The following is a 24345-nucleotide window of genomic DNA, read 5'->3' as shown; positions in this document are numbered from 1 at the left end:
GCAACAGGAGACTTCGCATGAGTGAAAAGGCCATCGTCATCGAGGCCCCGGGTGGCCCGGAACAACTGAAGCTGGTGGACGTGGACGTTGGCGCGCCAGGCCCCGGCGAGATCCGCATCCGCCATGAGGCCTGCGGCCTGAACTACATCGATGTCTACCACCGCAACGGCAGCTATCCCTTGCCGCTGCCGGCCCGACTGGGCATGGAAGGCGCCGGTGTTGTCGAAGCGGTGGGCGAGGGCGTCACGCATCTGCGCGCCGGCGACCGGGCCGCCTATGCCAGCCAGCCGCCGGGCGCCTATGCGACGGCGCGCGTGATGCCGGCCAAGTGCGTGCTCAAGCTGCCCGATGCGATCCCGACGGACACGGCCGCAGCCATGATGCTCAAGGGCCTGACGGTGCAGTACCTGCTGCGCAAGACCCTGCCCCAGGGCGGTCTGCTAGCCGGCGACTTCGTGCTCTTCCACGCGGCGGCTGGCGGCGTCGGATTGATCGCCTGCCAATGGGCCAAGGCCCTGGGCCTGCAGCTCATCGGCACCGCGGGCAGCGACGAGAAATGCCAGCTGGCGCTGGACCATGGCGCCACGCACGCCATCAACTACAGGCGTGACGTGGACTTCGCCGCCAAGGTGCGCGAGATCACCGGCGGGCGTGGCGTGAAGGTCGTCTACGACTCGGTCGGTGCCGACACCTGGGAGGGCTCGCTGAACAGCCTGGCGCCCTTTGGCCTGCTGGCCAGCTTTGGTGGCGCCTCCGGGCCGGTGCCGGCCTTCAACGTGAGCACATTGGCGGCCAAGGGCTCGGTCTATGTGACGCGGCCGACGCTGTTCACTCACCTGGCCACGCGCGAGGCCACCCAGGCCATGGGCGACGACTTGTTCGCCATGGTGGCCAGCGGCCAGGTCAAGATCCGCATCGACAAGCGCTATGCGCTGGCCGACGCAGCCCAGTCGCACCGGGACCTCGAGGCTCGCCAGTTGCTCGGCAGTGCCGTGCTGCTGCCCTGAACAGGGCTTACATGATGCGGCCCAGTTGCAGCTCGAAGCTGAAACTGGAGCCCACACCCGGCTCGCTCTCGACGGCGATCTGACCGTCCATCAGGCCGACCAGGCGCTGCACGATGGTCAGGCCCAGGCCGGTGCCACCGTAGCGGCGGGTGATGCTGCCGTCGGCCTGGGTGAAGGGGTCGAAGATCTGGCCGATCTGGTCGCGCGTCATGCCGATGCCGGTGTCGGTGACGGCCACGCGCAGGCGCAGGCGGCTGGGGCCGTCGTTTTCGTGCGGGTCGGCCATGGCGATCTCGATGCGGACCTCGCCATGCTCGGTGAACTTCAGCGCGTTGCCGATCAGGTTGATCAGTACCTGGCGCAGCCGCAGCGCGTCGCCGATCATCCAGGACGGCACGCCGGGCTGCACGAGGGCATGCAGCTGGATGCCCTTGTCGTGGGCCTGCAGCAGCAGGGGTTGAAGTGACTCGCCCAGGCAGTCGTGCAGGCTGAAGGGCTGCTCTTCGATGACGATCTTGCCGGCCTCGATCTTGGCCACGTCCAGCAGGTCGTTGATGATGGTCATCAGGCCCTTGGCGGACTGGTGGGCCATGCCGATGAAGCGGCGCTGGCGCTCGTTGAGATCGCTGGTCTGCAGCACGAGCTCGGTCAGGCCCAGCACGCCATTCATCGGCGTGCGGATCTCGTGGCTCATGTTCGCCAGGAAGCTGCTCTTGGCCTGGCTGGCCATCTCGGCCGCCTCGCGCGCGGCGACCAGCGCGGCCTGGCTGGCCTTGAGGTCGGCGATGTCGCGTGCGTTGAGCAGCATGACGGTGTCGCCCGTGACCGGGTCGCGCATGGGGCGTGCATCCAGCGCATGCCAGCGCGGGCCGGCCAGGGTCAGCAGCTCGACGTCCTGCCGGCAGGTCTCGCCGCGCTGCACGCGGCCGAGGATGCTGGCGGCGTCGCCGGTATGGGCGAAGAGGCGGGTGAACTCGCTCTGGCCGGGGCCGGGCGGCGTGTCGCCGAAGGTCAGGGCCGCGGCGGGGTTGCGCATCAGCAACTCGCCCTGGCCCAGGCCGAAGACGGCGATGCGCACCGAGGTGTGCTGCAGGGCCTCGACGCCTCGCAGCATGGCGAGATCGGCGCCGCCGCCCAGGGAATCGGCCGCGAACAGCATGACCTGGCGGCGGTCCGGCGTGCGCATCCCGCGCGAGACCAGCATCACCGTCGTCGGCTCGCCCTTGGGATACAGCGTCCATTGCTCGCGGACGATCTTGCCCTGGGCATGGTCGGCCGCCGTGACGGCCAGACGCTCGCGCACGGCGTCGCCGTGCTCGGAAAAGTCGCGCGACAGGAACTCCTCGGCGCTGTCGGCATGCCAGAAGCGCAGGGCCGCAGCGTTGGCCCAGAGGTTGCGCTGCTGTTCGGGGTCGAAGACCCACAAGGGAACGTCGAGCCAGTCGTAATGGCTCAGGCTGGCGAAGTCGAGGAGCATCGAGGGGACGGTGAGAGGCGCGCGATTGTCACCGCTTGTCACATCTCCGCCCCGTGAACTAGTGCGCGCGCCGCCGCCTGCGCTCAACCGCGGCGTACGCGGCGCAGTTCGTCGACGATGAGCAGCACGGCTCCGATGCTGATGGCGGCGTCGGCCACGTTGAAGGCCGGGAAGTACCAGCCGCCGGCGTGGACCTGGATGAAGTCGACGACATAGCCATGGATGGCGCGGTCGATGACATTGCCCAGGGCTCCGCCGAGGATCAGCGTCAGGGCCCAGGAGAACAGCTTCTGCTGGCCGTGCTTGCGCAGCATCCAGATGATGAAACCGGCCGCGACCAGGCCCAGGCCGAGGAAGAACCAGCGCTGCCAGCCCGAGGCGCCATGCAGGAAGCTGAAGGCGGCGCCGAAATTGTGGGCGCGCACCAGGTTGAAGAAGCCGGTCACGGGGCGCACATCGCCGAGCTGGAAGGCGCCGATGACGAGGATCTTGGTGAACTGGTCGGCCAGGATGATCAGGGCGGCGATCAGCAGCCAGGCGGTCAGGCCGGAAGACGAGGACGACGAACGAGAGGGCATGGAATTCCGGTCGCGGTGCGAGGGGCGTCAATGTAACTTGCCGCCGGCCTCGGGCTTGTAGGCGCAGGAGAAGGGGCGTAGAAGAGGAGTTCTTCCGTTTCCGTTGGAGGACGAGCCATGCGAAAGCGCATCTACTGGCTGCTGCCCCATCTGAGCAGCGCGCGGCGCACGATGGACGAGCTGTTGCTCGCCCGCATCACCGAGCATCACATCCATTTCGTCGCTGCCGAGGGCGCTTCCATGGATGGCCTGCATGCTGCCAATGTGCTGCAGACCTCGGACCTGGTCGAGGCCGCGCAGAGCGGCGCATTGATTGGTTCGGGGCTGGGCGCGGCGGGCGGCGTGGCGGCCGCCATGGCGATCAGCGCGGCTTCGCCGGCGGCGGTCGTCATCGGCCTGGCGGCGGTAGGCGCCATGCTGGGCACCTGGTCGTCCAGCATGATCGGCAGCTCGACGCCGAGCCGGCGTCTGAAACGCTTCGAAAAGGCCATCGAGGAGGGGCAGTACCTGCTCATCGTCGACGTGCCGCGCACGCGCATCACGGAGATCGAGCAGCTGCTGGAGCGCACCCACCCCGAAGCGCACTTCGAGGGGGTCGAGCCCAACGTCCCGGCGTTTCCGTAAGCGAGTTCAGGCGACGGTGCGGGTCTCGCCCGCGCCGTGCAGGTTGCTGTCGCAACGCCCGCAAAGCGTCGGGTGGGCGGCAATGCTGCCGACGTCGGCGCGGTAGTGCCAGCAGCGCTCGCATTTGGCGTGGGCGCTGGGCGTGACGACGACGCCCAGTTCCCCCGCCGAGGCGAGTCGCACCGCCGACGTGATGAAGACGAAGCGCAGGTCGTCGCCCAGGCTGGCGAGCAGCATCTGGTCCTGCTCGTTGACCTTGAGCACCAGTTCGGCCTGCAGCGAGGCGCCGACGGCGCCCGTCGTGCGCACGGCCTCGATGGCCTTGTTGACCTCGTCGCGGATCTCGTGGATGCGATTCCACTTGGCCAGCAGGCTGGCGTCCGTTTTGCCGAAGTCCCAGTACGTCTCGGTGAAGATGCTCTCGCCCTTGGCAAACACCTGCCACGCCTCCTCGGCCGTGAAGCTGAGGAAGGGCGCCATCCAGCGCAGCATGGCGTGGGTGATCTGCCACAGCGCCGTCTGGGCCGAGCGGCGCGCCAGGCTCTTGGGCGCCGTGGTGTAGAGGCGGTCCTTCAGCACGTCGAGGTAGAAGGCGCCGAGATCTTCGGAGCAGTAGACCTGCAGCTTGGCGACGACGGGGTGGAACTCGTAGCGCTCGAAGTGGGCCAGGATGTCCGTCTGCAGCTCGGCCGCGCGGGCCAGGGCATAGCGGTCGACTTCCAGCAGGTCTTCGGCCGCCACCGCGTCCGTCGCAGGATCGAAGTCGCTGACGTTGGCCAGCAGGAAGCGCAGCGTGTTGCGGATGCGTCGATAGCTGTCGACGACGCGGGCGAGGATCTTCTCGTCCAGGCCCAGGTCGCCGGAATAGTCGGTCGCGGCCGTCCACAGGCGCAGGATCTCGGCACCGAACTTGTCCGACACGGCCTGCGGCGCGACCACATTGCCCATGGACTTGCTCATCTTGCGGCCCTGGCCGTCGACGACGAAGCCATGGGTCAGCAGGCCCTTGTAGGGCGCACGGCCGTAGAGGGCGCAGGCGATCAGCAGCGACGAGTGGAACCAGCCGCGGTGCTGGTCGTGGCCTTCCAGGTAGAGGTCGGCCTCGGGGCCGGTCTCGTGGCCCGCGCCCTTGTGGCTGCCCTTGAGCACATGCTCGAAGGTCGAGCCGGAGTCGAACCAGACGTCCAGGATGTCGTTGCCCTTGGTGTACTGGGCGGCTTCTTCGCCCAGCCACTCGGCGGCGTCCAGCTTGGACCAGGCTTCGATGCCGTTCTGCTCGACCAACTGGGCAGCGCGCTCGATGAACTCCAGCGTCTTCGGATGCGCCTCCCCCGTGTCCTTGTGCAGGAAGATGGGCAGGGGCACGCCCCAGCTGCGCTGGCGCGAGATGCACCAGTCGGGCCGGCCGGCGATCATGTCGTGCAGGCGGGCGCGCCCGTTCTCGGGGTAGAAGCTGGTCGCCTCGATGGCGGCCAGTGCCGTCTCGCGCAGGCTCTTGGGGGCCTTGTCGGCCGTGAACAGGCCGTCACCTTCGTCCATGCGTACAAACCACTGGGCCGCGGCACGGTAGATGACGGGCGTCTTGTGGCGCCAGCAATGCGGGTAGCTGTGGGTCAGCTTGCTTTGGGCCATCAGGCGGCCGTTGTCCAGCAGCGTCTGGGCGATGACGGGGTTGGCCTTCCAGATGTGTTGGCCGCCGAACAGCGGCAGCTCGGCCGCATAGGCGCCATTGCCCTGCACGGGGTTCAGGATGTCGTCGAAGGCCATGCCGTGGGCGACGCAGGACTGGAAGTCGTCCAGGCCATAGGCGGGCGCGGAGTGGACGACGCCGGTGCCGTCCTCGGCCGTCGCGTAGTCGGCCAGGTAGACCGGGCTTTCGCGGTCATAGCCGGGGTGCACGTGCGCCAGCGGGTGCTTGAACTTGAGCAGCTCGAGCTTGCGGCCCGGCACCGTGGCCACAGCCTGGCCTTCCAGCTGCCAGCGCGCCAGGCACTTCTCCACCAGCGCCTCGGCAATGACGAAATAGCCCTTGGGCGTGTCGACCAGCGCATAAGGCAGCTCGGGGTTGAGGTTGAGCGCCTGGTTGGCCGGGATGGTCCACGGCGTCGTCGTCCAGATGACGGTGAATGCGTCCTTGTTGAGCGGTGCAACGCCGAAGGCGGCGGCCAGCTTCTCGGGCTCGGCGCTCAGGAAGGCCACGTCGACCGCAGGCGACTGCTTGTCGGCGTACTCGATCTCGAACTCGGCCAGCGACGAGCCGCAGTCGAAGCACCAGTAGACGGGCTTGAGGCCGCGGTAGACGAAACCGCGCTCGAACAGGCGCTTCAAGACGCGGATCTCACCGGCCTCGTTGGCGAAGTTCATCGTCTTGTAGGGGTTGTCCCATTCGCCGAGCACGCCCAGGCGCTTGAAGTCCGTGCGCTGGCCGTCGATCTGCTCGGTGGCGTAGGCGCGGCTCTTGGCCTGCACCTCGTCGCGCGGCAGGCCGCGGCCGAAGGTCTTCTCGATCTGGTTTTCGATGGGCAGGCCGTGGCAGTCCCAGCCGGGGATGTAGGCCGCGTCGAAGCCCGCCAGCTGGCGCGCCTTGACGATCATGTCCTTCAGGATCTTGTTGGCGGCGTGGCCGATGTGGATCTGGCCGTTGGCGTAAGGCGGGCCGTCGTGCAGTACGAACTTCGGAGCGCCGCAGCGCGCGTCACGCAGGCGCTTGTACAGGCCTTGCTCGTCCCAAGCCTTGACCCAGCCCGGTTCGCGCTTGGGCAGGTCGCCGCGCATCGGGAAGGGCGTGTCGGGCAGGTTGAGTGTGGAACGGTAGTCCGGGGTGGTCATGGCATGCGGCCAGGCGATGGGCCTGGCGATCAAGAAGCGGGGAGGGCGGAACGAAGAGCGGCGGGGAGCCGCTTCAAATTCGGTCGCGCGTGGTCTGGCGGCGTTGGGCAGCGTGGGTGGCCAGGAAGGCGCGTGCCGCAGCCGTATCGGCCGCGATGGCAGCCGTGAGCGCTTCCAGCCCGTCGTACCTGGCTTCGTCGCGAAGTTTGTGCAGCAGTTCCACGCGGGCCAGTTTACCGTAGCCCCCTTCGGGACCCAGCGGCCAGTCCAGGCAATGGACCTCCAGCAGCACCCGGCCGGCGTCCTCCACCGTGGGGCGGTTGCCCAGGCTGGCGACGCCGGGCAGGGGCTCGGGCGTCAGGCCATGCACAAGGACGGCAAAGATGCCGTGGGCGGCCGGCTTGTCGTGGGGGAAGCGCAGGTTCAGCGTGCGAAAGCCGTCGGCCGCGCCGGGCTTGGTCTCACCGAGCTGGCGGCCGAGCTTGCGGCCATGCGTGACATGACCCGAGATGGCATAGGGCCGGCCCAGCAGCGACGCTGCCGCGGCCATGTCGCCGGCGGCCAGGGCCTCGCGCACGGCCGAGCTGCTGACACGCAGCCCATGCACCTCGTAGCTCATCATGCGGGCCACGTCGAAGCCCTGGGCCTGGCCGGCGGCGTCCAGCGTGGCGTAATCGCCCTGACGCTTGGCGCCAAAGCGGAAGTCGTCACCGACCAGCACATAGCGTGCCCCCAGGCCTTCCCGCAGCACCTGGCGGATGAAGTCCTGGGCCGGCAGCGAAGCCAGCGCCTCGTCGAAGCGCAGGATGACGACCTGGTCGACGCCGCAGCGCTCCAGCTCGCCCAGCTTGTCGCGCAGCGGCGCGATGCGGGCGGGGGCGAGTTCGGGCTTGCCGGCCTTGGCGGCGAAGAAGTCGCGCGGATGCGGCTCAAAGCTCATCACGCAGGTCGGCAGGCCGCGGTGGCGGGCCTCGGACTGCAGCAGGGCCAGCATGGCCTGGTGGCCACGGTGCACGCCGTCGAAGTTGCCGATGGTCAGCGCGCAGGCGGGGGCGATGCCGGGATGGTGGAAGCCTCTGAAAACTCGCATCGGCCTTATTGTCCCCAGACCTCGGCCGGGCTGCCGACCCAGCGCCATTCACCCGGCTTGAGCTCGGGCGACAGCGTCAGTGCGCCGAACTGTGGCCGGTGCAGGGACTCCACGCGATTGCCGACGGCGGCGACCATGCGCTTGACCTGGTGGTATTTGCCTTCGACGAGCGTCAGCCGCAGCAGGGTCTCGTCGACGATCTCGGCCCCTTCGGCCTTGCTCATCTCAGGAGGGCGCTGGAACTTGCCCGGCACCTTGCTTTCAGGCTCCTTCAGCTCGACGCCGGCCAGCAGCTGCTCGACCATGGCCGGCGTCAGCGGATGCTTGCAGCGCGCTTCGTAGACCTTGGGCACATGGTGCTTGGGCGAGGTCAGCTTGTGGATCAGCGTGCCGTCGTCGGTCAGCAGCAGCAGGCCCGTCGTGTCTTCATCCAGCCGGCCGATGGGCTGCAGGCCGCGCTCGCGCAGCGGCGCGGGCAGCAGGCTCAGCACGCTGGGATGGTGCTTGGGCTTTTGCGAGCACTCGTAGCCGGCCGGCTTGTTCAGCAGCACCAGGGCCTTGTCGAAGAAAGGCCATTCCTGGCCGTTGACGGTGAAGCGCAGCCCCTCGGTCTCGAACTCGGTGTCGGGTTCCTCGACAACCTCGCCGTTGACGGAGACCTCGCCGTGCCACACCAGCCCCGCGCACAGGCGGCGCGTCCCGAATCCCTGGCTGAACAGGATCTGCGAAAGCTTCTGCTTCACTTGGCCGCGGCGGATTTCTTGGGTTGCACGCTGCCACAGTCGCTGCTCAGCCAGCGTGCTTCGCTGCTGAGCTTGGTGGTCTCGGTCTTGCCGTTGCGTTGATGGCGAACGGTGACGTCGTTGGTGAAGGCTTCGCTGCCACGCAGCGTCGTCGTCACATCGCCTTCCGAGGCCGGGTCGGTGCAGACGAAATGGGTCTGGATGGTGTTGCCGCTGCGCTTGGAATCGTGGCTGCAGCGGCCGTTCTGATCGACGGGCGCCTGGTTGCGCTCAGCCTGTTCCTTGGTGATGCAGACCTTGAGGGCCATGCCGCCGCCCGAAAAGCTCATGCCTGCGCCTTGCTTGCCCATCATGTCTTCCATCATCTTGCGACGCTCGGGAGGCATGTTCTCCAGGGCCTTTTGCATCTGCGCCATCTGCGCTTGATGCTCGGGGGCGATCTGGCTGGCGTGCTTGAACTCCCACAGCCCAGGCTTCATGGTCTGGGCGTGGGCCGCGCCGGCAAGGCCGGCGATCAGCAGCAGGGCAGGAAACTTCATCGGACGACCTCCACGAGGGAAGAGAGGGCGGCGCCGACAAGCGCCGCCTATGCGAACACCCCCGCAGTGTCCTGCATCCGGGCGCTGACTTCACCGAGGTGATGCAGGGTGTCCCCCCACTGCATCTCCATGACGGTCAGGCGCTTGAAGTAGTGGCTGCCGACATATTCATCGGTGACGCCGATGCCACCGTGCATCTGCGTGCATTGCTGGCCCACGTAGCGCATCGAGTTGCCGAGTTGCACCTTGGCCTGCGAAACGGCACGGCGGCGCACGGCGGGCACGTCGCCCAGGCGCAGCGTCGCGTAGTAGCTCATGGAGCGGGCCAGCTCGAGCTGCATCTTCACGTCGGCCGTGCGATGGCGCAGGGCCTGGAAGCTGCTGATGACGACGCCAAACTGCTTGCGCGTGTTCAGGTATTCGACCGTCAGGGCGAGGTATTTCTCCATGACGCCGACGGCCTCGGCGGCCTGGGCGGCAATGCCGATGTCGGCGGCCAGCTCCAGCAGCGCCAGACCCGCTTCAGGGCCGGCGATCAGCTGGGCGGGCGTGTTCTCAAAGTGGACCTCGGCGGCGCGTGAGCCGTCGTAGATCGAATAGGGACGGGTGTGCACGCCAACTGCAGAGCGCTCGACGAGATAGAGGGCGATGCCTTCCGAAGCGTCATCGGCGCCGGACACGCGGGCCGGCACGATGAAGGCATCCGCCACGTCGCCCGCCGGCACCAGGCTCTTCACGCCGGTCAACTTGCCGTCCACGGCGCGCGTGGTGACGCGGTTCAGGCGGTAGCGCGACTTGGCTTCCTGGTGGGCCAGCACGACGAGGGCTTCGCCACCGGCGATGCGTGGCAGCCATTCGGCCTGCAGCGCATCGGGCGCCTTGCTCAGCAGCGCCGGCGCGATCAGCGCACCCTGGGCCACGGGCTCCATGACCAGGCCGCGGCCCAGCTCTTCCATGACCACCATGGCCTCCACGGCGCCAAAGCCCAGGCCGCCATGGGCCTCGGGCACGGCCAGCGCGGTCAGGCCCAGGCCGGCCAGGCCTTCCCAGGCGGCGCGGTCGAAACCGCCGGCGCGCTCGATCTGCACGCGACGTTCAAACGTGTAGTCCTTGTCGACGAAACGGCGCACGGCATCGCGCAGGGCTTGCTGGTCTTCAGAGAAATCGAAATCCATTTGTTTGTCTCCCTTCAGCCGAGCACGGTCTGCGCGACGATGTTGCGTTGCACTTCGTTCGAGCCGCCGTAGATCGTCGTCTTGCGCACGTTCAGGTAGTTGCCCGTCAGCGGGATGGCATGGTCGGCACCGCCGATCCAGGCGCCGCCCAGCCACTGGTCGCCCTGCCAGCCGGCCTCCATGGCCTCGTGCACATAGGGCAGGGCCAGCGGCCCGCCGGCCAGCATCATCAGCTCGGTATAGCGCTGCTGCAGCTCGCTGCCGCGGATCTTGAGGAGGCCGGCGACGTCCAGCGGCTGCTTGCCGGTGCGTTCGCCCGACAGCACGCGCAGCACCATCATCTCCAGCGCGACGACGTCGACCTCGCACAGCGCGATCTGGTCGCGGAAGCGCGCATCGTCCATCAGCCCTTCGGCCTTGGCGATGCGCTTGAGGCGCTCCAGCTCACGCTTGGCGCGGTTCACGTCGGCGATATTGGTGCGCTCGTGGGACAGCAGGTGCTTGGCATAGGTCCAGCCCTTGTTCTCCTCGCCGATGAGGTTCTCGGCCGGCACCTCGACGTTGTCGAACCAGACCTCGTTCACCTCGTGCTCGCCGTCCAGCATGATGATGGGCTTGACGCTGACGCCGGGCGTCTTCATGTCGATCAGCAGGAAGCTGATGCCGGTCTGCGGCTTGCCCTCAGAAGACGTGCGCACCAGGCAGAAGATCCAGTCGCCGTATTGGCCGAGCGTTGTCCAGGTCTTCTGGCCGTTGACGATGTATTTGTCGCCCTGGCGCTCGGCGCGGCACTTCAGCGAAGCCAGGTCGGAGCCCGAGCCCGGCTCGCTGTAGCCCTGGCTCCACCAGACCTCGCCGCTCATGATGCCGGGGAGGAAGCGCTGCTGCTGCTCGGGCGAGCCGAAGGCCATGATGACGGGCGCGACCATGACAGGGCCGAAAGGCACGATGCGCGGCGCGCAGGCGAGGGCGCATTCCTCTTCGAACAGATGGCGCTGCACGGCGTTCCAGCCCGGGCCGCCGAACTGCTTGGGCCAGGCCCAGCCATGCCAGCCCTTGGCGCCGAGGATCTTGGCCCAGCGCTGCAGGTCGTCCTTGTTCAGGCGCAGCGCGTTGCGCACCTTGTGGGCGATGTCGGCCGGCAGGTTGGCGCGAACCCATTCGCGCACCTCGGCGCGGAAGGCCAGTTCCGCATCGGTGAAGTTGAGGTCCATTGGTCTGTCGCGTCGCTGCGTTGTCGTGATGGGAATGCCGGGCTTTTTAGCACGGTCGTTCGCATCCTGGCTGTCCGGCCAGGGACAGAACAGCGAGTTGGCGCCCAAAAGCAAAAAGGCACTCCGAAGAGTGCCTTTTGCAGCGAGATGACCCGGAAGGATCAGGCGGCGAGCTTGGCCTTGCGGCGGCGCAGGCCGGCCACGCCCACCAGCGCCACGCCGGTCAGGGCCAGGGTTGCCGGCTCGGGCAGCTTGACGGTGGTGCCACCGCAGACACCGTTGGCATCGACGGTGCTCGTGCACTTGGTGCCGGCCGCGGCGAACAGCTTGAAGAAGTCGTCGCCGTTGGTCAGCGAGCCACGGTTCACCGTGCTGGCGCTCTGCGTGAAGCCACTGTTGTAGGCGGAGATCAGCCACCAGCTCGAAGTCTTGCCAGCGGCATTGACCGAGTTGTAGGGGTTGCTGGTGTCCTTGATGAAGTCACCGTAGTTGCCCACCAGTTCCCAGCCGCCCATCGTGCCGGCACCGGTGCTGGTGAGGGAGGTCGGGGCGCTGGTGCCCGTCCAGCGGAACAGCGACACGTCGACCGTCTTGCCCTGCGAGGTCGTGCCCGCGGCGCAAGTCGATGCGTAGGTCATCGCATTGGTGGTGTTGTTCTTGCAGCCCAGTTCGGGGGAGGCGGCGGTGCTGTCGGCGAAGCCCAGGCCGATGCTGCTCAGCACGGTGGAGGCGCTGAAGCTCAGCAGCACGGCTTCGGTGTTCTGGTTGTTGTCCAGCGCGTGGTAGGGCGAACCGTTGTCGCTGCCGGTGTACATGCCCTGGCCATTGCCCGAGAACTGGGTCAGCGCGCCCGACGACCAGTTGTTGGCCAGCTTGTTGGAACCGTTCAGCGTGTTGGCAACGTAGAAGCCGGACATGTTCACCGTGTAGGCGGCATTGCCGCTGTCACCGATGGTGGCGGTCGGCGTCGTGTCCAGATTCCAGTACGCCTGAGCCGCGCCGCTCCAGGCTGCCAGGCCTGCGATGAGCGCGGTGAGTGCGGTCATGCGGATGGAGAGGACTTTCATCGGGTTTTTCCTTTGTTAATCGCCGGCTGGCGTCTCAATCTGATTCGGTAGAAGCAAACTCAGTGCCAGGGGTGGAATCTCTTTGCCGTTCAAGGACTTGTTGTTGTCTCTTGGACGGCTTGATAAAAATTGTAAGAACAACCGACAGCGATGCGGAGGGTTTTGACCCCTCAGTTAAGGGTGGCCAGCAACTTCTTGGCATCTTCCGCTGCGGCGAAATTCGCATTTCCCTTCAAGGCCGCGTTGATTTCCTCGCGGGCCTCCGCTTTTCGGCCGGCCTTGGCCAGCACGGCGGCGAGGTGGTAGCGGATGTCGGGAACGTCGGGAGCGCGCAGGCGCGCCTCGCGCAGCAGTTGCAGGGCACGTTCGGGTTTTCCCGCCAGGTGGTTGGCCCAGCCCGCGGTGTCCATCAGCTTGGGGTTGCGGTTGTCGACCTTGTAGGCCCGCTCGGCCGCCTCCAGCGCGCCGGGGTCGCCGGATTCCATCATCAGGTTGGCGAGGTTGTTCAGCGTCTCGGCGTGGTTGGGGCGCTGCTTGAGGATGGCTTCGAATTGCTTGCGCGCGGCCCCGAAGTCGCGCAGGCGCAGGTGCTGTTCGGCGACGGCGTTGCGCACGGCCAGGTCCCCGGGATTGCGCTTGAGCCAGTTTTCGCCGAGATCGATGGCGGCCTTGGGGCCGCTCTGGCCGCCCACCGCACGCATCAGCCGGGCCAGGCTGGCCTGGGATTTCTCGATGTCATGCGCCTTGCGCAGCGCGTCGATGGTGGCCGAGGCCTGGCCGCGGTAGGTGGCGACCTCGGCCAGCAGGTTGTAGCCGATGGCTGACTTCGGCGCGGCCTGGATGACCTGGCGGGCGCGCTGTTCAGACTTGGCCGCATCGCCCTGGGCCAGCTCCACGCTGGCCAGCATGGCCTGGGCGGGCACGAAGTCGGGGCTGCCGCTCAGCGCCTTGTCCAGGCTGTAGGCGGCACCGCTGTAGTCCTTGATGCTGACCTGCTGGCGAGCCACCTCCAGCAGGCGCGGTGCGTCGAAAGCCGCGCGGCGGGCCGCATTGGTCAGCGTCGACTTGGCGCCGGCCGTGTCGCCATTGGCGGCCTGGGCGCTGGCATAGGCCTGCAGGGCTTCGACATCCTCGGGCAGCTTGGCCAGCAGGGCCTTGGACGCTTCGACGGCCCGGGCCGGCTGGCCCTTGCGCAGATGCCAGGCGACGAGAGCGAAATTGGCACGCGTCTCGCGGGCGCTGCTGGCCTCGGCCGCGCTTTCCAGCCACTTCAGCGACTCCTCGTCCTTGCCCCAGAGTTCGTGCAGCAGCGCCAGCTCGAACAGCACCTGGGTGTTGCGCTCGTCGCCCTTGAGGACCTCGCGCAGCCGCTTGTTGGCGGCGTCGAAGTTGCCGGTCATCGTGTCGATGCGCACGAGTCCCAGCCTGGCCTCCAGCAGCTTGGGATCCAGCTTGAGCGCCTTCTCGTAGCCGGCCCGGCCACCGGGATAGTCGCCCGACTGGGTCTTGGCATAGGCCTGGACCATGAGGACGGTGGCGTTGTTCGGATTGGCCCGGGCGATGTTCTCCGCCACGGTCAGGGCCTTGGCCGGCTGGCCTTCGCGCAGATGCAGGGTGATCAGGGCCAGGCCGGCATAGGTCTGTTTGGGGTCGGCCTTGTAGGCCTTGATGAGCTCATCGGCGGCGAGCTCGGCCTTGCCGCTCTGCAGCAGCGACAAGCCCAGGGCGGTGCGGTACTCCGGCGAGTCCTTGGCCTTGAGCGCATCCTGCATCAGCGTGACGGCCCGTGAATGCCGGCCCTGGCTCGCCTGCGCTGAGGCCAGCATCAGCAGGGCCTGGCCGTCGCCGGGCCGCGCCTTGACATAACCCTCGAGCAACTCGACGGCGCGGTTGACGTTGGGCTCCCTCAGCGCCACCTGGGCCAGCAGCTTGATCAGCGGGCTGCCGGGCTGCTGGCGCGAGGCCAGTTCCAGGAAGGGCTTGGCCTTCTCCAGCTCGCCCAGGCTGTAGTGGGCCAGGCCGTTGAGCATCAGCAATTGGGTGCGGTAGCGGATGTACTCGATGGGGACGGGGTCCAGCAGGTCCGTGACCCGCTTCAGCGCGGCCCGCGATCCGGGCATGTCGCTGGCGCGCTCGGCCAGCACGGCGCGCAGGTAGGAGCCGCGCGGGTCATTGGGCTTGAGGACGTGCAGCTCGTTGACTTCCGCCAGCGCATCGGCGTCGCGGTTCAGGTCGACCAGCAAGCCGGCGCGCGCCAGGTGCGACTCCGAATGCTTGGGGTCGACCTTGATGGCTTTCTCATAGCCGGCCAGGGCCTGGGGAATCTGGCCGTTGGCGTGGTGGATGGAGGCCTTCTGGTAGAGGGCTTCCGCGTTGTCGGGGGCGATCTTGAGGGCCTGGTCGGCGGCGGCATGCGCCTCGGCGAACTGGCGGTTGCGCACGCGCAGCGGCACTTCGGCCAGCCAGCCGTTGACTTCCTGGGTGTTGAGGGCGCGGGCGTCCAGCACGGCGGCCAGGGCGGCCTTGGTGTCGCCCAGGTCGGAGTAGGCCAGCGCGCGTTCCAGCAGGAGTTGCTGCTGGATGCCGGGCGGCAGGCCGCCGGCCTGCACGCGCGGGTCTTCGAGCACCTGGGGCTGCTTGCCCTGGGCGCTCAGGGCCATGGCCAGCGGCACGGCCACCTCGGCGCGGTTCACGCCCATGCGGATCGCCTCGCCGAATTCGAACTCGGCGGCCGCCGGCTGGCTGTCGGCCAGCAGGGCCTTGCCGAGCAGCACATGGACGGACAGCTGGCTCTTGTCGGCCTGCAGCGCGTTCTTCAGCTGGACGATGGCGCCCGGGATGTCGCGCTTCTCATAGCGCTGCAGCGCGTCTTCGTAAAAGCGTGAGGCCTTGGCGGCGTCCTGGGCCAGGGCAGCGGGCGCCCCGGCGATCAGCAGGGCGGCCAGCAGGCTGGGCAGCGAAGCGGGCAACAGGGCGCGGGAAGAGGTCATCGAGGCGGGCCGGCTAGGGGAGGCGCCGGATTCTTGCAGATGCCGCCTGCCGCGATCAGTACCTCAGCTCCAAAGTCATGACGTCGTTCTCACGACGCATCTGGAAGCGGTTCAGGAAGCTGTTGCCGAGCAGCACATGGCTGGTCAGGCCGGGAATGACGATGGCGTCGACATCGCGGACTTCGACACTGCCGACGCGCACGCTGGCCAGCTGGATCTGGTAGGCCGGCACGACGCCATTGGCCGTCTGCGTGACGATGCGCTTGCCGTACATGTAACGCAGGCCCAGCTTCTCGGCCTCGATCTGGCCGATGGCCACGCTGGTCGAGCCGGTGTCGACCAGGAAGGTGGTGATCTGGCCGTTGATCGTGCCCAGGGTCGTGAAATGCCCGCCGGGTCCGACGGGCAGCACGATCTGGCGCGGCGGCGCGGCATTCTGGGCGAGCACGCGGCCGGGGGCCGCACCCAGGCCGAGGGTCTGGCGCCGCCCGCCGTACTCGACGACGGCGCGGCCGTCTTCCAGCGCGATCAGGCGCACGCCCTTGACCATGGCGCCGACCTCGACGGTGCGGGCTTCGCCGTCAATGACCAGCAGGGCCGCGCGCGCGCCCAGCATGCCGTTCAGGTGCACCTGGGCGGGCGTCTGGGCCGACGCCGGGCTCAAGGCCGGCAGCAGGGACAGGGGCAACAGCAGCCCCACGAGGCGGGCCATGCTCAGTCGCGGAAGTTGTTGTAGGTGAGGGGCGTGTCGGCGAAGCTCTTCTTCAGGTGGGCGATGGCCGTCTGCAGGTCGTCACGGTTCTTGCCGGTCACGCGCACGGCATCGCCCTGGATGCTGGCCTGGACCTTGAGCTTGCTTTCCTTCAGCGAGTTCACGATCTTCTTGGCCAGCGTGGCCTCGATGCCTTCCTTGATCTTGTAGACCTGGCGCACCTTGTCGCCGCCCAGCTTCTCGACCTTTTCCTGCTTGTCGAGGAAGCTGATGACGACGTCCTGCTTGGTCAGCTTGCCGTAGAGCACGGCCTCGATCTGCTCCAGCTGGAAGTCGCTGTCGCCGGTGGCTTGGATTTCCTTGTCCTTGAGCTCGACCTTGGCGCCCGTGCCCTTGAAGTCGAAACGGGTGCCGATTTCCTTGATGGCGTTGTCCACGCCATTGCGGATCTTGACGTGGTCGGGCTCGAGAACGGTGTCGAAGCTGGGCATTTGCGGGAGGGATGAGTGGAATCGGCGAAAATTTTGCTTCCTGCACGTCGTGCAGGGAATCCAAAAATTGTCCCATGTCCACCCAGCCACAGACCCCCTCGAACGGAGTGCCCAACGGGGTGCCGATTCCCCTTCAGCCCCTGCAAATCGAGGTGGACGTCAATCTCAAGCCCTACAACACCTTCGGTCTGCCGGCCGTGGCGCGCCGGCTGGTGCGCATCCGGGAAGCCGCCGACGTGCGTCGCGTCGTCGACCACCCGGAACTGGGTCTGGCGCCGAAGTTCGTGCTGGGCGGCGGCAGCAACCTGGTGCTGACCCGGGACGTCGAGGCCGTCGTGCTGAAGGTGGAGATCCCCGGCATCCGGCTGCTGGAGACGCGTGACGATGCCTGGATTGTCGAGGCCGGTGCCGGCGTGGTCTGGCATGAGCTGGTGACCTGGACGCTGGACCATGGCTATCCCGGCCTGGAGAACATGGCGCTGATCCCAGGCACGGTGGGTGCCGCGCCGGTGCAGAACATCGGTGCCTATGGCATCGAGCTCAAGGACAGGCTGGAGGCCGTCGAGGTCATGGACCTCATCACCGGCCGCCCGGCCCTGCTGCCGGCCGGGGTCTGCCGCTTCGGCTACCGCGACAGCGTCTTCAAGCAGAGCGATTTCGGCGGCCTGGCCGGCAAGAGCGTCATCACGCGGGTGCGCTTTCGCCTGCCGCGGCCCTGGCAACCGGTGCTGGGCTATCTCGAGATCGAGCGCAAGATGGCCGAGACCGGCATCGCGGCGCCCGAGGCGCGCCAGATCTATGACTGGATCTGCGCGGTGCGCCGCGCCAAGCTGCCCGATCCGGCCGTCATCGGCAATGCCGGCAGCTTCTTCAAGAACCCCGTGGTCACGGCCGAGCAATGCCGCGACATCATCGGCCGCGACCCCGGCATCGTTCACTACCCCATGCCGGATGGCAGCGTGAAGCTGGCCGCCGGCTGGATGATCGACGCCTGCGGCTGGAAGGGAAAGACCGTGGGCGGCGCAGCCGTCTACGAGAAGCAGGCCCTGGTGCTGGTCAACAAGGCCGACGCGCGTGGCGCCGAGGTCGTGACGCTGGCGCGCGCCATCCAGGAGAGCGTCTACGGGCGCTTCGGCATCCGGCTGGAGCCGGAGCCGGTGGTGGTCTGAGGCTCAGAGCCAGCTCAGGAGGCGCTGCAGCCACAGGGGCAGGGGGCGGCCGGGGACGTAGTTCTGGCGGTACTGGCTGTACATGGCGGGCTCCTTGGTTGAATACTGTGAATTTATACAGTATTCAACCAGCCCCGCCAGCCGCGGTCAACCCTTACTCGATCTGGGGCAGTCCGCCGCCGGCCAGCAGGCCGGCGCCGGTGTAGATGCCCAGCTTGCCGCGGGTGTCGCTGATGTCCAGGTTGCGCATGGTCAGCTGGCCGATGCGGTCGGCCGGGCTGAAGGGCGCGTCCTCGACCTTCTCCATGCTCAGGCGCTCCGGCGCATAGGTCAGGTTGGGGCTGCGGGTGTCCAGCAGCGAGTAGTCGTTGCCGCGGCGCAGTTCGACGGCCACCTCGCCGGTCACGGCGCGCGCCACCCAGCGCTGGGCGGCCTCGCGCAGCATGATGGCCTGGGGGTCGAACCAGCGGCCCTGGTAGAGCAGGCGACCGAGCTTCATGCCGTTGATGCGGTACTGCTCGATGGTGTCCTCGTTGTGGATGCCGGTCACCAGGCGCTCGTAGGCGATGTGCAGCAGGGCCAGGCCCGGGGCCTCGTAGATGCCGCGGCTCTTGGCCTCGATGATGCGGTTCTCGATCTGGTCGCTCATGCCCAGGCCATGGCGGCCGCCGATCTTGTTGGCCTCGGCCAGCAGGGCCACCGGGTCGCGGAACTCGATGCCGTTCAGCGCGACGGGCACGCCTTCCTCGAAGCGCACGGTGACCTCTTCGGCCTTGATGGCGACATCCTCACGCCAGAAGGCCACGCCCATGATGGGGTTGACGATCCTGATGCCGCTGTTGAGGTGCTCAAGGTCCTTGGCCTCGTGCGTCGCGCCCAGCATATTGGAGTCGGTCGAGTAGGCCTTCTCGGCGCTCATCTTGTAGGCGAAGCCCTTCTCCGTCATGAAGGCCGACATCTCGGCGCGGCCGCCCAGCTCGTCGATGAAGGTCTGGTCCAGCCAGGGCTTGTAGATCTTCAGCGCCGGGTTGGTCAGCAGGCCGTAGCGGTAGAAGCGCTCGATGTCATTGCCCTTGAAGGTGCTGCCGTCGCCCCAGATGTTGACGCCGTCGGCCTGCATGGCGGCCACCAGCATGGTGCCGGTCACGGCGCGGCCGATGGGCGTGGTGTTGAAGTAGGTGACGCCGGCGGTGCTGATGTGGAAGGCGCCGGCCTGCAGGGCGGCCATGCCTTCGGCCACCAGCTGGGCGCGGCAGTCCACCAGCACGGCCTTCTCGGCGCCGTACAGCATGGCCTTGCGCGGGATCTCGTCGTAGTCCGGCTCGTCGGGCTGGCCCAGGTTGGCCGTGTAGGCGTAGGGCAGGGCGCCCTTGAGCTTCATCCAGTGCAGGGCCGCGGAGGTGTCGAGGCCGCCGGAGAAGGCGATGCCGACCTTCTGGCCGACGGGGACGGATTGCAGGATCGTGGACATGGGATTCTCTTAAGCGACGAGGTGTTGCCACTCGGGGTGGCGCTGGAGGTAAAGCTGTGTGTAGCTGCAGGCCGGCACGACCTTGAGCCCTTGGTCCTGGGCCCATTGCAGGCCGGCTTCGACGAGCTGCCCGGCCAGCCCCTGGCCACGGTAGGCCGGCGGCACGACGGTGTGCGTGAAGATGACGCGGCCCGGGCCCAGTTCGTAGTCGAGCACGCCGATGGGCGTGGTCGGCAGCGTGAAACGCAGCTGCTCGGGTTCGTGCCGCGGGGTCATTCGGCGGCGGCCTTCAGCGCCACGGGATGGATCTCGACCGACGCGTTCGCGGTCGACACGTAGATGCTGCCGTCCTGGATGCTGATCTGCAGCTGCATGCTGCGCTCGGCCAGCGCGGCCAGCGCCTGCGACTGGTCGGCCGGGATCTGCCAGACGGCCACGCGCGGCGCGCGGGTGAGCTTGTTCTCGAGGTTCGCCCACCACACCGGCGTGCTGGACGCGAAGCTGTAGACGCTGACGCGCCGCGCACGGCCATGGGCTTTCATCAGGCGGCGGTCGTCGGGCTGGCCGAGGTCGATCCAGTGCTGCACCTCGCCGGTGAGGTCGAGCTGCCAGAGGTCGGGCTCATCGACGTCGGACAGGCCCTTGGTGAACTCGAGCCGGCCGTTGAGGTCGTCGGCCGGCACGTTCAGCGCAAAGGCCAGCACGCGGATCATCAGCCGCTCCTCGGTTTCGCTCGGATGGCAGGCGAGCGTGAGGGCATGGTCCCCGTAGACATGGCGGTCCATGTCGGCGATCTGGAGTTGGGCTTTGTAGATGGTGGCCTTGAGCGCCATGGGATGGTGGTAACCGGAAGCAGCCGATCATTATCGCGGCGAAGCCTCGTGGCATGATTCCGGTTCCCGTTTGGAACCTTCGCAACCCGGTTGCGCCCTCTTCATGAAACGCATTCTTCTTCCGCTGGCCCTGGTCCTCGCCGTCTCTGCCCAGGCACAGATCACCACCAACACCAAGGCCAAGGTCGACCCGAAGAACAACAAGGTCAGCAACCCGGTTGTCGAGAAGCCCAAGGCCAAGCTGATGTCGCGCGAGGAACTGCGCGCCTGCATGGACACGCAGGAAGCCAACAGCAAGGAATCGGAAGCCATCAAGGTCGAACAGGCCTCCTACAAGGCCAACGCCGACAAGCTCAGGGCCGAGAAGGCCAGCATCGAGGCCGGCGACGCCGCGCTGACCAAGCAGGTCACCGACGTGAAGGCCGAACGCGAAGCCATCACCAAGCAGCACGAGGCCATCGTGGCCGAGCAGTCCAAGCTCAGCAAGGAAGAGCTCAAGGCCCGCAACGACGCCTACCAGGCCCGTGCCAATGCCTTCGGTCCCATGGTCGACGCCGTCAAGGCGGCCGACGCCGAGATGAGCACCAAGCGCAAGGCCTTCTCCGACAAGGTCGACGCGCTGGAGGCCCAGTTCAAGGGCATCGAGGACCGCACCGAGAAGCACTTCGACGCCAACGACAAGTGGAAGGCCGAGTGCCAGAACAAGGCCTACGACGAGAACGACGAGAAGGCCATCCGCAAGGAGAAGGCAGCCGCCGCGGGCAAGTGATCCGCCCCGGCCACTGACGACAGCCCCAGGGGCCGCCTCCGGCAGGACGCGGCCCTTTTCGTTTCCAAGGACGTTGCATGAGCACCAACCCGCTGCTGCAGGACTGGACCGGCCCCCATGGCCTGCCTGCCTTCGCCGACATCGCCCCGGCGCATTTCCAACCGGCCTTCGACGCCGCGCTGGCGGCGCATCGCGCCGAGATCGACGCCATCGCGAACCAGGCCGAGGCGCCATCCTTCGTCAATACCGTGGCCGCTTTCGACGCCAGCGGCCGCCAGCTGACGAAACTGGAGCACCTCTTCTACACGCTGGCCGCTTCCGCCACTTCGCCCGAACTGCAGGCCGTGCAGCGGGCCCTGGCCGCGCCGCTGGCCGAACATGGCAGCGCCGTCTACATGCACCAGGGCCTGTTCACGCGCATCGATGCGCTGTTCGAGCAGCGCGAGCGCCTGGGCCTGACGCCCGAGCAGCGCCGGCTGCTGGAGCGCGTGCACCTGGACTTCCTGCGTGCCGGCGCCCGCCTGGCGCCCGAGGCGCGCACCCGCTACGCCGCCGTCATGGCGCGCCTGGCCGAGCTGAACACCCGATTTGCGCAGAATGTGCTGGGCGCCGAGAACGGCTATCGGCTGCGCCTGACCAGCGAGGCCGAGCTGGCCGGCCTGCCCGGCTTCGTGCGCGCGGCCGCCCGCCAGGCGGCCATCGACCGCGGGCTGGAGGAGGGCGTCCACGTCATCACGCTGTCGCGCTCGCTGATCGTGCCCTTCCTGTCCTTCAGTGCGCGGCGCGACCTGCGCGAGCAGGCCTGGCGCGCGTGGGTGGGCCGCGGCGACGACACCGGCACGACGGACAACCGCGAGATCTGCCGCGAGATCCTGGCGCTGCGCGCCGAGCAGGCTCGGCTGCACGGCCACGCCTGCTACGCCGACTATGCGCTGGAAGACACCATGGCGCGCAACCAGGGCGCCGTCATGGGCCTGCTGGAGCGCGTCTGGCACCCGGCCCTGGCCGCCCAGGCCCGCGAGCGCGAGGCCGTGCAGGGCGCGATGGCCGCCGCCGGCGCCTCGCATGCCCTGGAAGCCTGGGACTGGCGCTTCTATGCCGAGCAGGCCAAGCGCGCCCGCTTCGAGCTGGACGAGGCAGAGGTCAAGCCCTATTTCTCGCTGGACCGCATGGTGGCCGCGATGTTCGACTGCGCCACGCGCCTGTTCGGCCTGCAGTTCAAGGCCCGGCCCGACATCGCCGGCTACCACGCCGACGTGCGCGCCTACGAGGTGCTGAACGCCGACGGCTCGCTGCGCGGCCTCTTCCTGCAGGACAACTTCGCCCGCCCCACCAAGCGCAGCGGCGCCTGGATGAATGCGATGCGCAACCAGAGCCGCGTGCTCGGCGCCACGCCCGTCATCCTGAACAACAACAACTTCGCCCGTGGTGCCGCCGGAGAGCCGACGCTGCTCAGCTTCGACGACGTGCGCACCCTCTTCCACGAGTTCGGCCACGGCCTGCACGGCCTGTTGTCCAGCGTCGAGCACGAGCGCCTGGCCGGCACCCAGGTGCTGCGCGACTTCGTCGAGCTGCCGTCGCAGCTCTACGAGCACTGGATGGCCGAGCCGCAGGTGCTGAAGCAGTTCGCCCGCCACTGGCAGACCGACGAGCCCCTGCCCGATGCGCTGCTGGCCAAGCTGCAGGCCGCGCGCCAGTTCGGCCAGGGCTACGAGACGCTGCGCTACACGGCCAGCGCCATCGTCGACATGGCGGCCCATTCGGCCGCCCAGCCGCCCACCGACGTCGTCGCCTTCGAGCGCGACACGCTGCAGAAGTGGCAACTGCCGGCCGAGGTCGGCGTGAACCACCGGCTGACCCATTTCCAGCATCTGTTCAGCAGCGCCGGCTATGCGGCCGGCTACTACGTCTACCTGTGGGCCGAGGTGCTGGACTGCGACGCCTTCGACGCCTTCGTCGAGGCCGGCAACGTCTTCGACCCGGCGGTGGCGGCGCGCCTGCGCGAATGCATCTACTCGGCCGGCAACAGCCGCGAGCCGGGCGAGGCCTTCCGCGCCTTCCGCGGGCGAGATCCGGTGGTGGAGCCCATGTTGAAGGATAGAGGCCTGCTGCCCGCCTGAGGTAAAACCCGGGACGCTGCGATCGTCTTGCGTGCGGTCGTGGCGTTATCCAGGGAGACCTCAAGAATGATCCAGCAACGCATCCTCCTGTCGGCCACCGTGCTGGCCGGCTCGCTCGGCCTGAGCGCCTGCGGGGGTGGCGGCAGCGACGCCGGCACGCCCCATCTGCCCACACCGCCGGACTCCCAGCTGCTGGGCGTCAACGGCAGCAACTATGTGGCCGTCGGCCAGGCGACGATGTCCAGCGCCTTCTATCTGAACGACGCCGGCGGCATGCTGGCCGGCAGCGGCGCAGGCGCCCGGGTGCTGCAGCAGGCCGCTGGCGCGACGCGTCGCGCGCTGGCTGCAACCAGCGCTGCGCCGGCCGCCGTCGAGCTGCGCCAGACCCTGAACTGCGGCGAGGGCGGCACGCTGACGCTGACCATCAACGACGCCAACAACAACGCCCAGGTCGACGTCGGCGATGGCATCACCCTCGATGCCCAGGCCTGCAAGGAGGACGGCTCCGTCATGCAGGGGCGCATCAGCCTGGGCCTGCAGGCGCTGACCGGCAGCTTCGGCGGCAACAGCTACAGCGCCACGCTGGCCATGACGCTGACCGGCTTCAGCAGCAGCCACGGCAGCGACACCGTACAGGGCGACGGCACGCTCAACCTCACGCTGAGCCAGAGCCTGCAGGGCGTGACCGAGCTGACCGTCTCCACGCCCCGCCTGGTGCTGGGTGGCCGCTATGCAGGCCAGGCCTTCTCGACGACGCTGACGGACAGCAAGTTGACCGTGCGCGTCGAGCCGCTGGGTGCTGGCCACAGAAGCAGCCTCAGCTACAGCGGCGGCCTCGCCAGCAATCTGTTTGCCGACAAGCAGGTGCAGATCAGCACGCCCCAGCCGATGGTGGCCACGGGCAGCGAGGCCTTCCCGAGCAGCGGCCAGATGCTGGTCAAGGGCAATGGCAACTCGGCCCTGCGCATCACGCCCGTCAGCGCCACGCATGCGCGGCTGGAACTGGATGCCCAGGGCGATGGCGTCTTCGAGATACAGATCCTGAAGACCTGGGCCGAGCTGCAATGAATTGCTAGCGCTCGGGCCGGCGCCAGAGCCAGATCGCCACGGCCAGCATCACGGCGGGCACGGCGATCTTGACTGCCAGTGGTGCGGGCGTCAGCGCCAGCATCAGGGCGCTGGCGCTCATCATCACCGTGGCCAGCCATTTGGCCCGGCGCGGCACGGCGCCGCGCTCGCGCCAGCTGCGGATGCTGGGGCCGAAATGGGCATGGTTGAGCAGCCAGGTCTCCAACGCCGGCCAGCCCTTGCCGGCGGCCCAGGCGGCCAGCAGCAGGAAGGGCACGGTGGGCAGCAGGGGCAGCGCGATGCCGAGGATGGCCAGCACCAGGCTGAGTACCGCCAGCGTCCGCCACAGCAGCCTGACGACGGCGCGGTGCATCGCCGG

The 24345-nt window shown here is 67.9% G+C and carries 22 protein-coding genes; 6 read left to right on the top strand and 16 right to left on the bottom strand.

Annotated features, from left to right (window positions below; genetic code table 11):
• Positions 1-17 precede the first annotated feature (17 nt).
• Positions 18-1007 carry a quinone oxidoreductase family protein gene (locus AC07OY_RS28475; protein ID WP_495045983.1) on the top strand — a complete coding sequence of 330 codons (990 nt, stop codon included), beginning with the start codon at positions 18-20 and terminating at the stop codon, positions 1005-1007.
• A gap of 7 nt (positions 1008-1014) precedes the next feature.
• Here the strand turns inward: AC07OY_RS28475 and AC07OY_RS28470 are convergent, their stop codons facing one another.
• Together AC07OY_RS28470 and lspA are read right to left on the bottom strand one after the other, a co-directional pair.
• Positions 1015-2484: an ATP-binding protein gene (locus AC07OY_RS28470; protein WP_495045982.1), complete on the bottom strand. Its 1470-nt coding sequence runs from the start codon at positions 2482-2484 to the stop codon at positions 1015-1017.
• Positions 2485-2567: 83 nt separating this feature from the next.
• Positions 2568-3062, bottom strand: coding sequence for a signal peptidase II (gene lspA, locus AC07OY_RS28465; protein ID WP_495045981.1), 495 nt, complete (start codon positions 3060-3062; stop codon positions 2568-2570).
• Positions 3063-3179: 117 nt separating this feature from the next.
• Here lspA and AC07OY_RS28460 point away from each other — a divergent pair, with 117 nt between their 5' ends.
• The gene (locus AC07OY_RS28460) at positions 3180-3686 is read left to right on the top strand and encodes a DUF1269 domain-containing protein (RefSeq protein WP_495045980.1); all 507 of its coding nucleotides are present in this window, start codon (positions 3180-3182) and stop codon (positions 3684-3686) included.
• 6 nt (positions 3687-3692) lie between these two features.
• On the opposite strand, the gene ileS is transcribed toward AC07OY_RS28460, so the two are convergent.
• From ileS to AC07OY_RS28410, 10 genes are all read right to left on the bottom strand, one after another.
• Positions 3693-6515, bottom strand: a complete 2823-nt coding sequence (gene ileS, locus AC07OY_RS28455) for an isoleucine--tRNA ligase (RefSeq protein ID WP_495045979.1) — start codon at positions 6513-6515, stop codon at positions 3693-3695.
• Positions 6516-6588: 73 nt separating this feature from the next.
• Positions 6589-7605, bottom strand: coding sequence for a bifunctional riboflavin kinase/FAD synthetase (locus tag AC07OY_RS28450; RefSeq protein WP_495045978.1), 1017 nt, complete (start codon positions 7603-7605; stop codon positions 6589-6591).
• 5 nt (positions 7606-7610) lie between these two features.
• Complete coding sequence (locus AC07OY_RS28445; protein ID WP_495045977.1) at positions 7611-8348, bottom strand: pseudouridine synthase; 738 nt, start codon at positions 8346-8348, stop codon at positions 7611-7613.
• Positions 8345-8887, bottom strand: coding sequence for a DUF3617 domain-containing protein (locus AC07OY_RS28440; RefSeq protein WP_495045976.1), 543 nt, complete (start codon positions 8885-8887; stop codon positions 8345-8347). The genes AC07OY_RS28445 and AC07OY_RS28440 overlap by 4 nt, the downstream gene beginning before the upstream one ends.
• A 47-nt stretch (positions 8888-8934) precedes the next feature.
• On the bottom strand, positions 8935-10062 hold the full coding sequence (locus tag AC07OY_RS28435; RefSeq protein WP_495045975.1) for an acyl-CoA dehydrogenase family protein: 1128 nt from the start codon (positions 10060-10062) through the stop codon (positions 8935-8937).
• A 14-nt stretch (positions 10063-10076) separates the two neighbouring features.
• Positions 10077-11276: an acyl-CoA dehydrogenase family protein gene (locus tag AC07OY_RS28430; RefSeq protein WP_495045974.1), complete on the bottom strand. Its 1200-nt coding sequence runs from the start codon at positions 11274-11276 to the stop codon at positions 10077-10079.
• 161 nt (positions 11277-11437) lie between these two features.
• Complete coding sequence (locus AC07OY_RS28425; RefSeq protein ID WP_495045973.1) at positions 11438-12343, bottom strand: PEP-CTERM sorting domain-containing protein; 906 nt, start codon at positions 12341-12343, stop codon at positions 11438-11440.
• A gap of 170 nt (positions 12344-12513) precedes the next feature.
• Positions 12514-15333: an XrtA/PEP-CTERM system TPR-repeat protein PrsT gene (gene prsT, locus AC07OY_RS28420; protein WP_495045972.1), complete on the bottom strand. Its 2820-nt coding sequence runs from the start codon at positions 15331-15333 to the stop codon at positions 12514-12516.
• A 55-nt stretch (positions 15334-15388) separates the two neighbouring features.
• On the bottom strand, positions 15389-16045 hold the full coding sequence (locus AC07OY_RS28415; RefSeq protein WP_495045971.1) for a retropepsin-like aspartic protease family protein: 657 nt from the start codon (positions 16043-16045) through the stop codon (positions 15389-15391).
• 2 nt (positions 16046-16047) lie between these two features.
• Positions 16048-16536: a YajQ family cyclic di-GMP-binding protein gene (locus AC07OY_RS28410; RefSeq protein WP_495045970.1), complete on the bottom strand. Its 489-nt coding sequence runs from the start codon at positions 16534-16536 to the stop codon at positions 16048-16050.
• 140 nt (positions 16537-16676) lie between these two features.
• On the opposite strand from AC07OY_RS28410, the gene murB reads away from it, so the two are divergent.
• Positions 16677-17705 (top strand): UDP-N-acetylmuramate dehydrogenase, encoded by a 1029-nt coding sequence (gene murB / locus AC07OY_RS28405; RefSeq protein ID WP_495046067.1) that lies wholly within the window; start codon positions 16677-16679, stop codon positions 17703-17705.
• Between the two features lie 154 nt (positions 17706-17859).
• Here the strand turns inward: murB and argG are convergent, their stop codons facing one another.
• The 3 genes from argG to AC07OY_RS28390 are packed head-to-tail and all read right to left on the bottom strand — an operon-like array spanning position 17860 to position 20009.
• Positions 17860-19176: an argininosuccinate synthase gene (argG, locus tag AC07OY_RS28400; RefSeq protein WP_495045969.1), complete on the bottom strand. Its 1317-nt coding sequence runs from the start codon at positions 19174-19176 to the stop codon at positions 17860-17862.
• Between the two features lie 9 nt (positions 19177-19185).
• Positions 19186-19452, bottom strand: a complete 267-nt coding sequence (locus AC07OY_RS28395) for a GNAT family N-acetyltransferase (protein WP_495045968.1) — start codon at positions 19450-19452, stop codon at positions 19186-19188.
• Complete coding sequence (locus AC07OY_RS28390; RefSeq protein ID WP_495045967.1) at positions 19449-20009, bottom strand: YaeQ family protein; 561 nt, start codon at positions 20007-20009, stop codon at positions 19449-19451. Before AC07OY_RS28390 ends, AC07OY_RS28395 begins: the two co-directional genes overlap by 4 nt.
• A gap of 103 nt (positions 20010-20112) precedes the next feature.
• Here AC07OY_RS28390 and AC07OY_RS28385 point away from each other — a divergent pair, with 103 nt between their 5' ends.
• From AC07OY_RS28385 to AC07OY_RS28375, 3 genes are all read left to right on the top strand, one after another.
• Positions 20113-20778 (top strand): hypothetical protein, encoded by a 666-nt coding sequence (locus tag AC07OY_RS28385; protein WP_495045966.1) that lies wholly within the window; start codon positions 20113-20115, stop codon positions 20776-20778.
• 77 nt (positions 20779-20855) lie between these two features.
• Positions 20856-22898 carry a M3 family metallopeptidase gene (locus AC07OY_RS28380; RefSeq protein ID WP_495045965.1) on the top strand — a complete coding sequence of 681 codons (2043 nt, stop codon included), beginning with the start codon at positions 20856-20858 and terminating at the stop codon, positions 22896-22898.
• A 66-nt stretch (positions 22899-22964) separates the two neighbouring features.
• Complete coding sequence (locus AC07OY_RS28375; RefSeq protein ID WP_495045964.1) at positions 22965-23966, top strand: hypothetical protein; 1002 nt, start codon at positions 22965-22967, stop codon at positions 23964-23966.
• 4 nt (positions 23967-23970) lie between these two features.
• On the opposite strand, the gene AC07OY_RS28370 is transcribed toward AC07OY_RS28375, so the two are convergent.
• On the bottom strand, positions 23971-24339 hold the full coding sequence (locus tag AC07OY_RS28370) for a YbaN family protein (protein WP_495045963.1): 369 nt from the start codon (positions 24337-24339) through the stop codon (positions 23971-23973).
• Between the last annotated feature and the right edge of the window lie 6 nt (positions 24340-24345).

This window comes from Roseateles sp. GW821-FHT09H10, from assembly GCF_059415865.1.
This window is presented reverse-complemented; position numbering and strand designations above follow the sequence as displayed.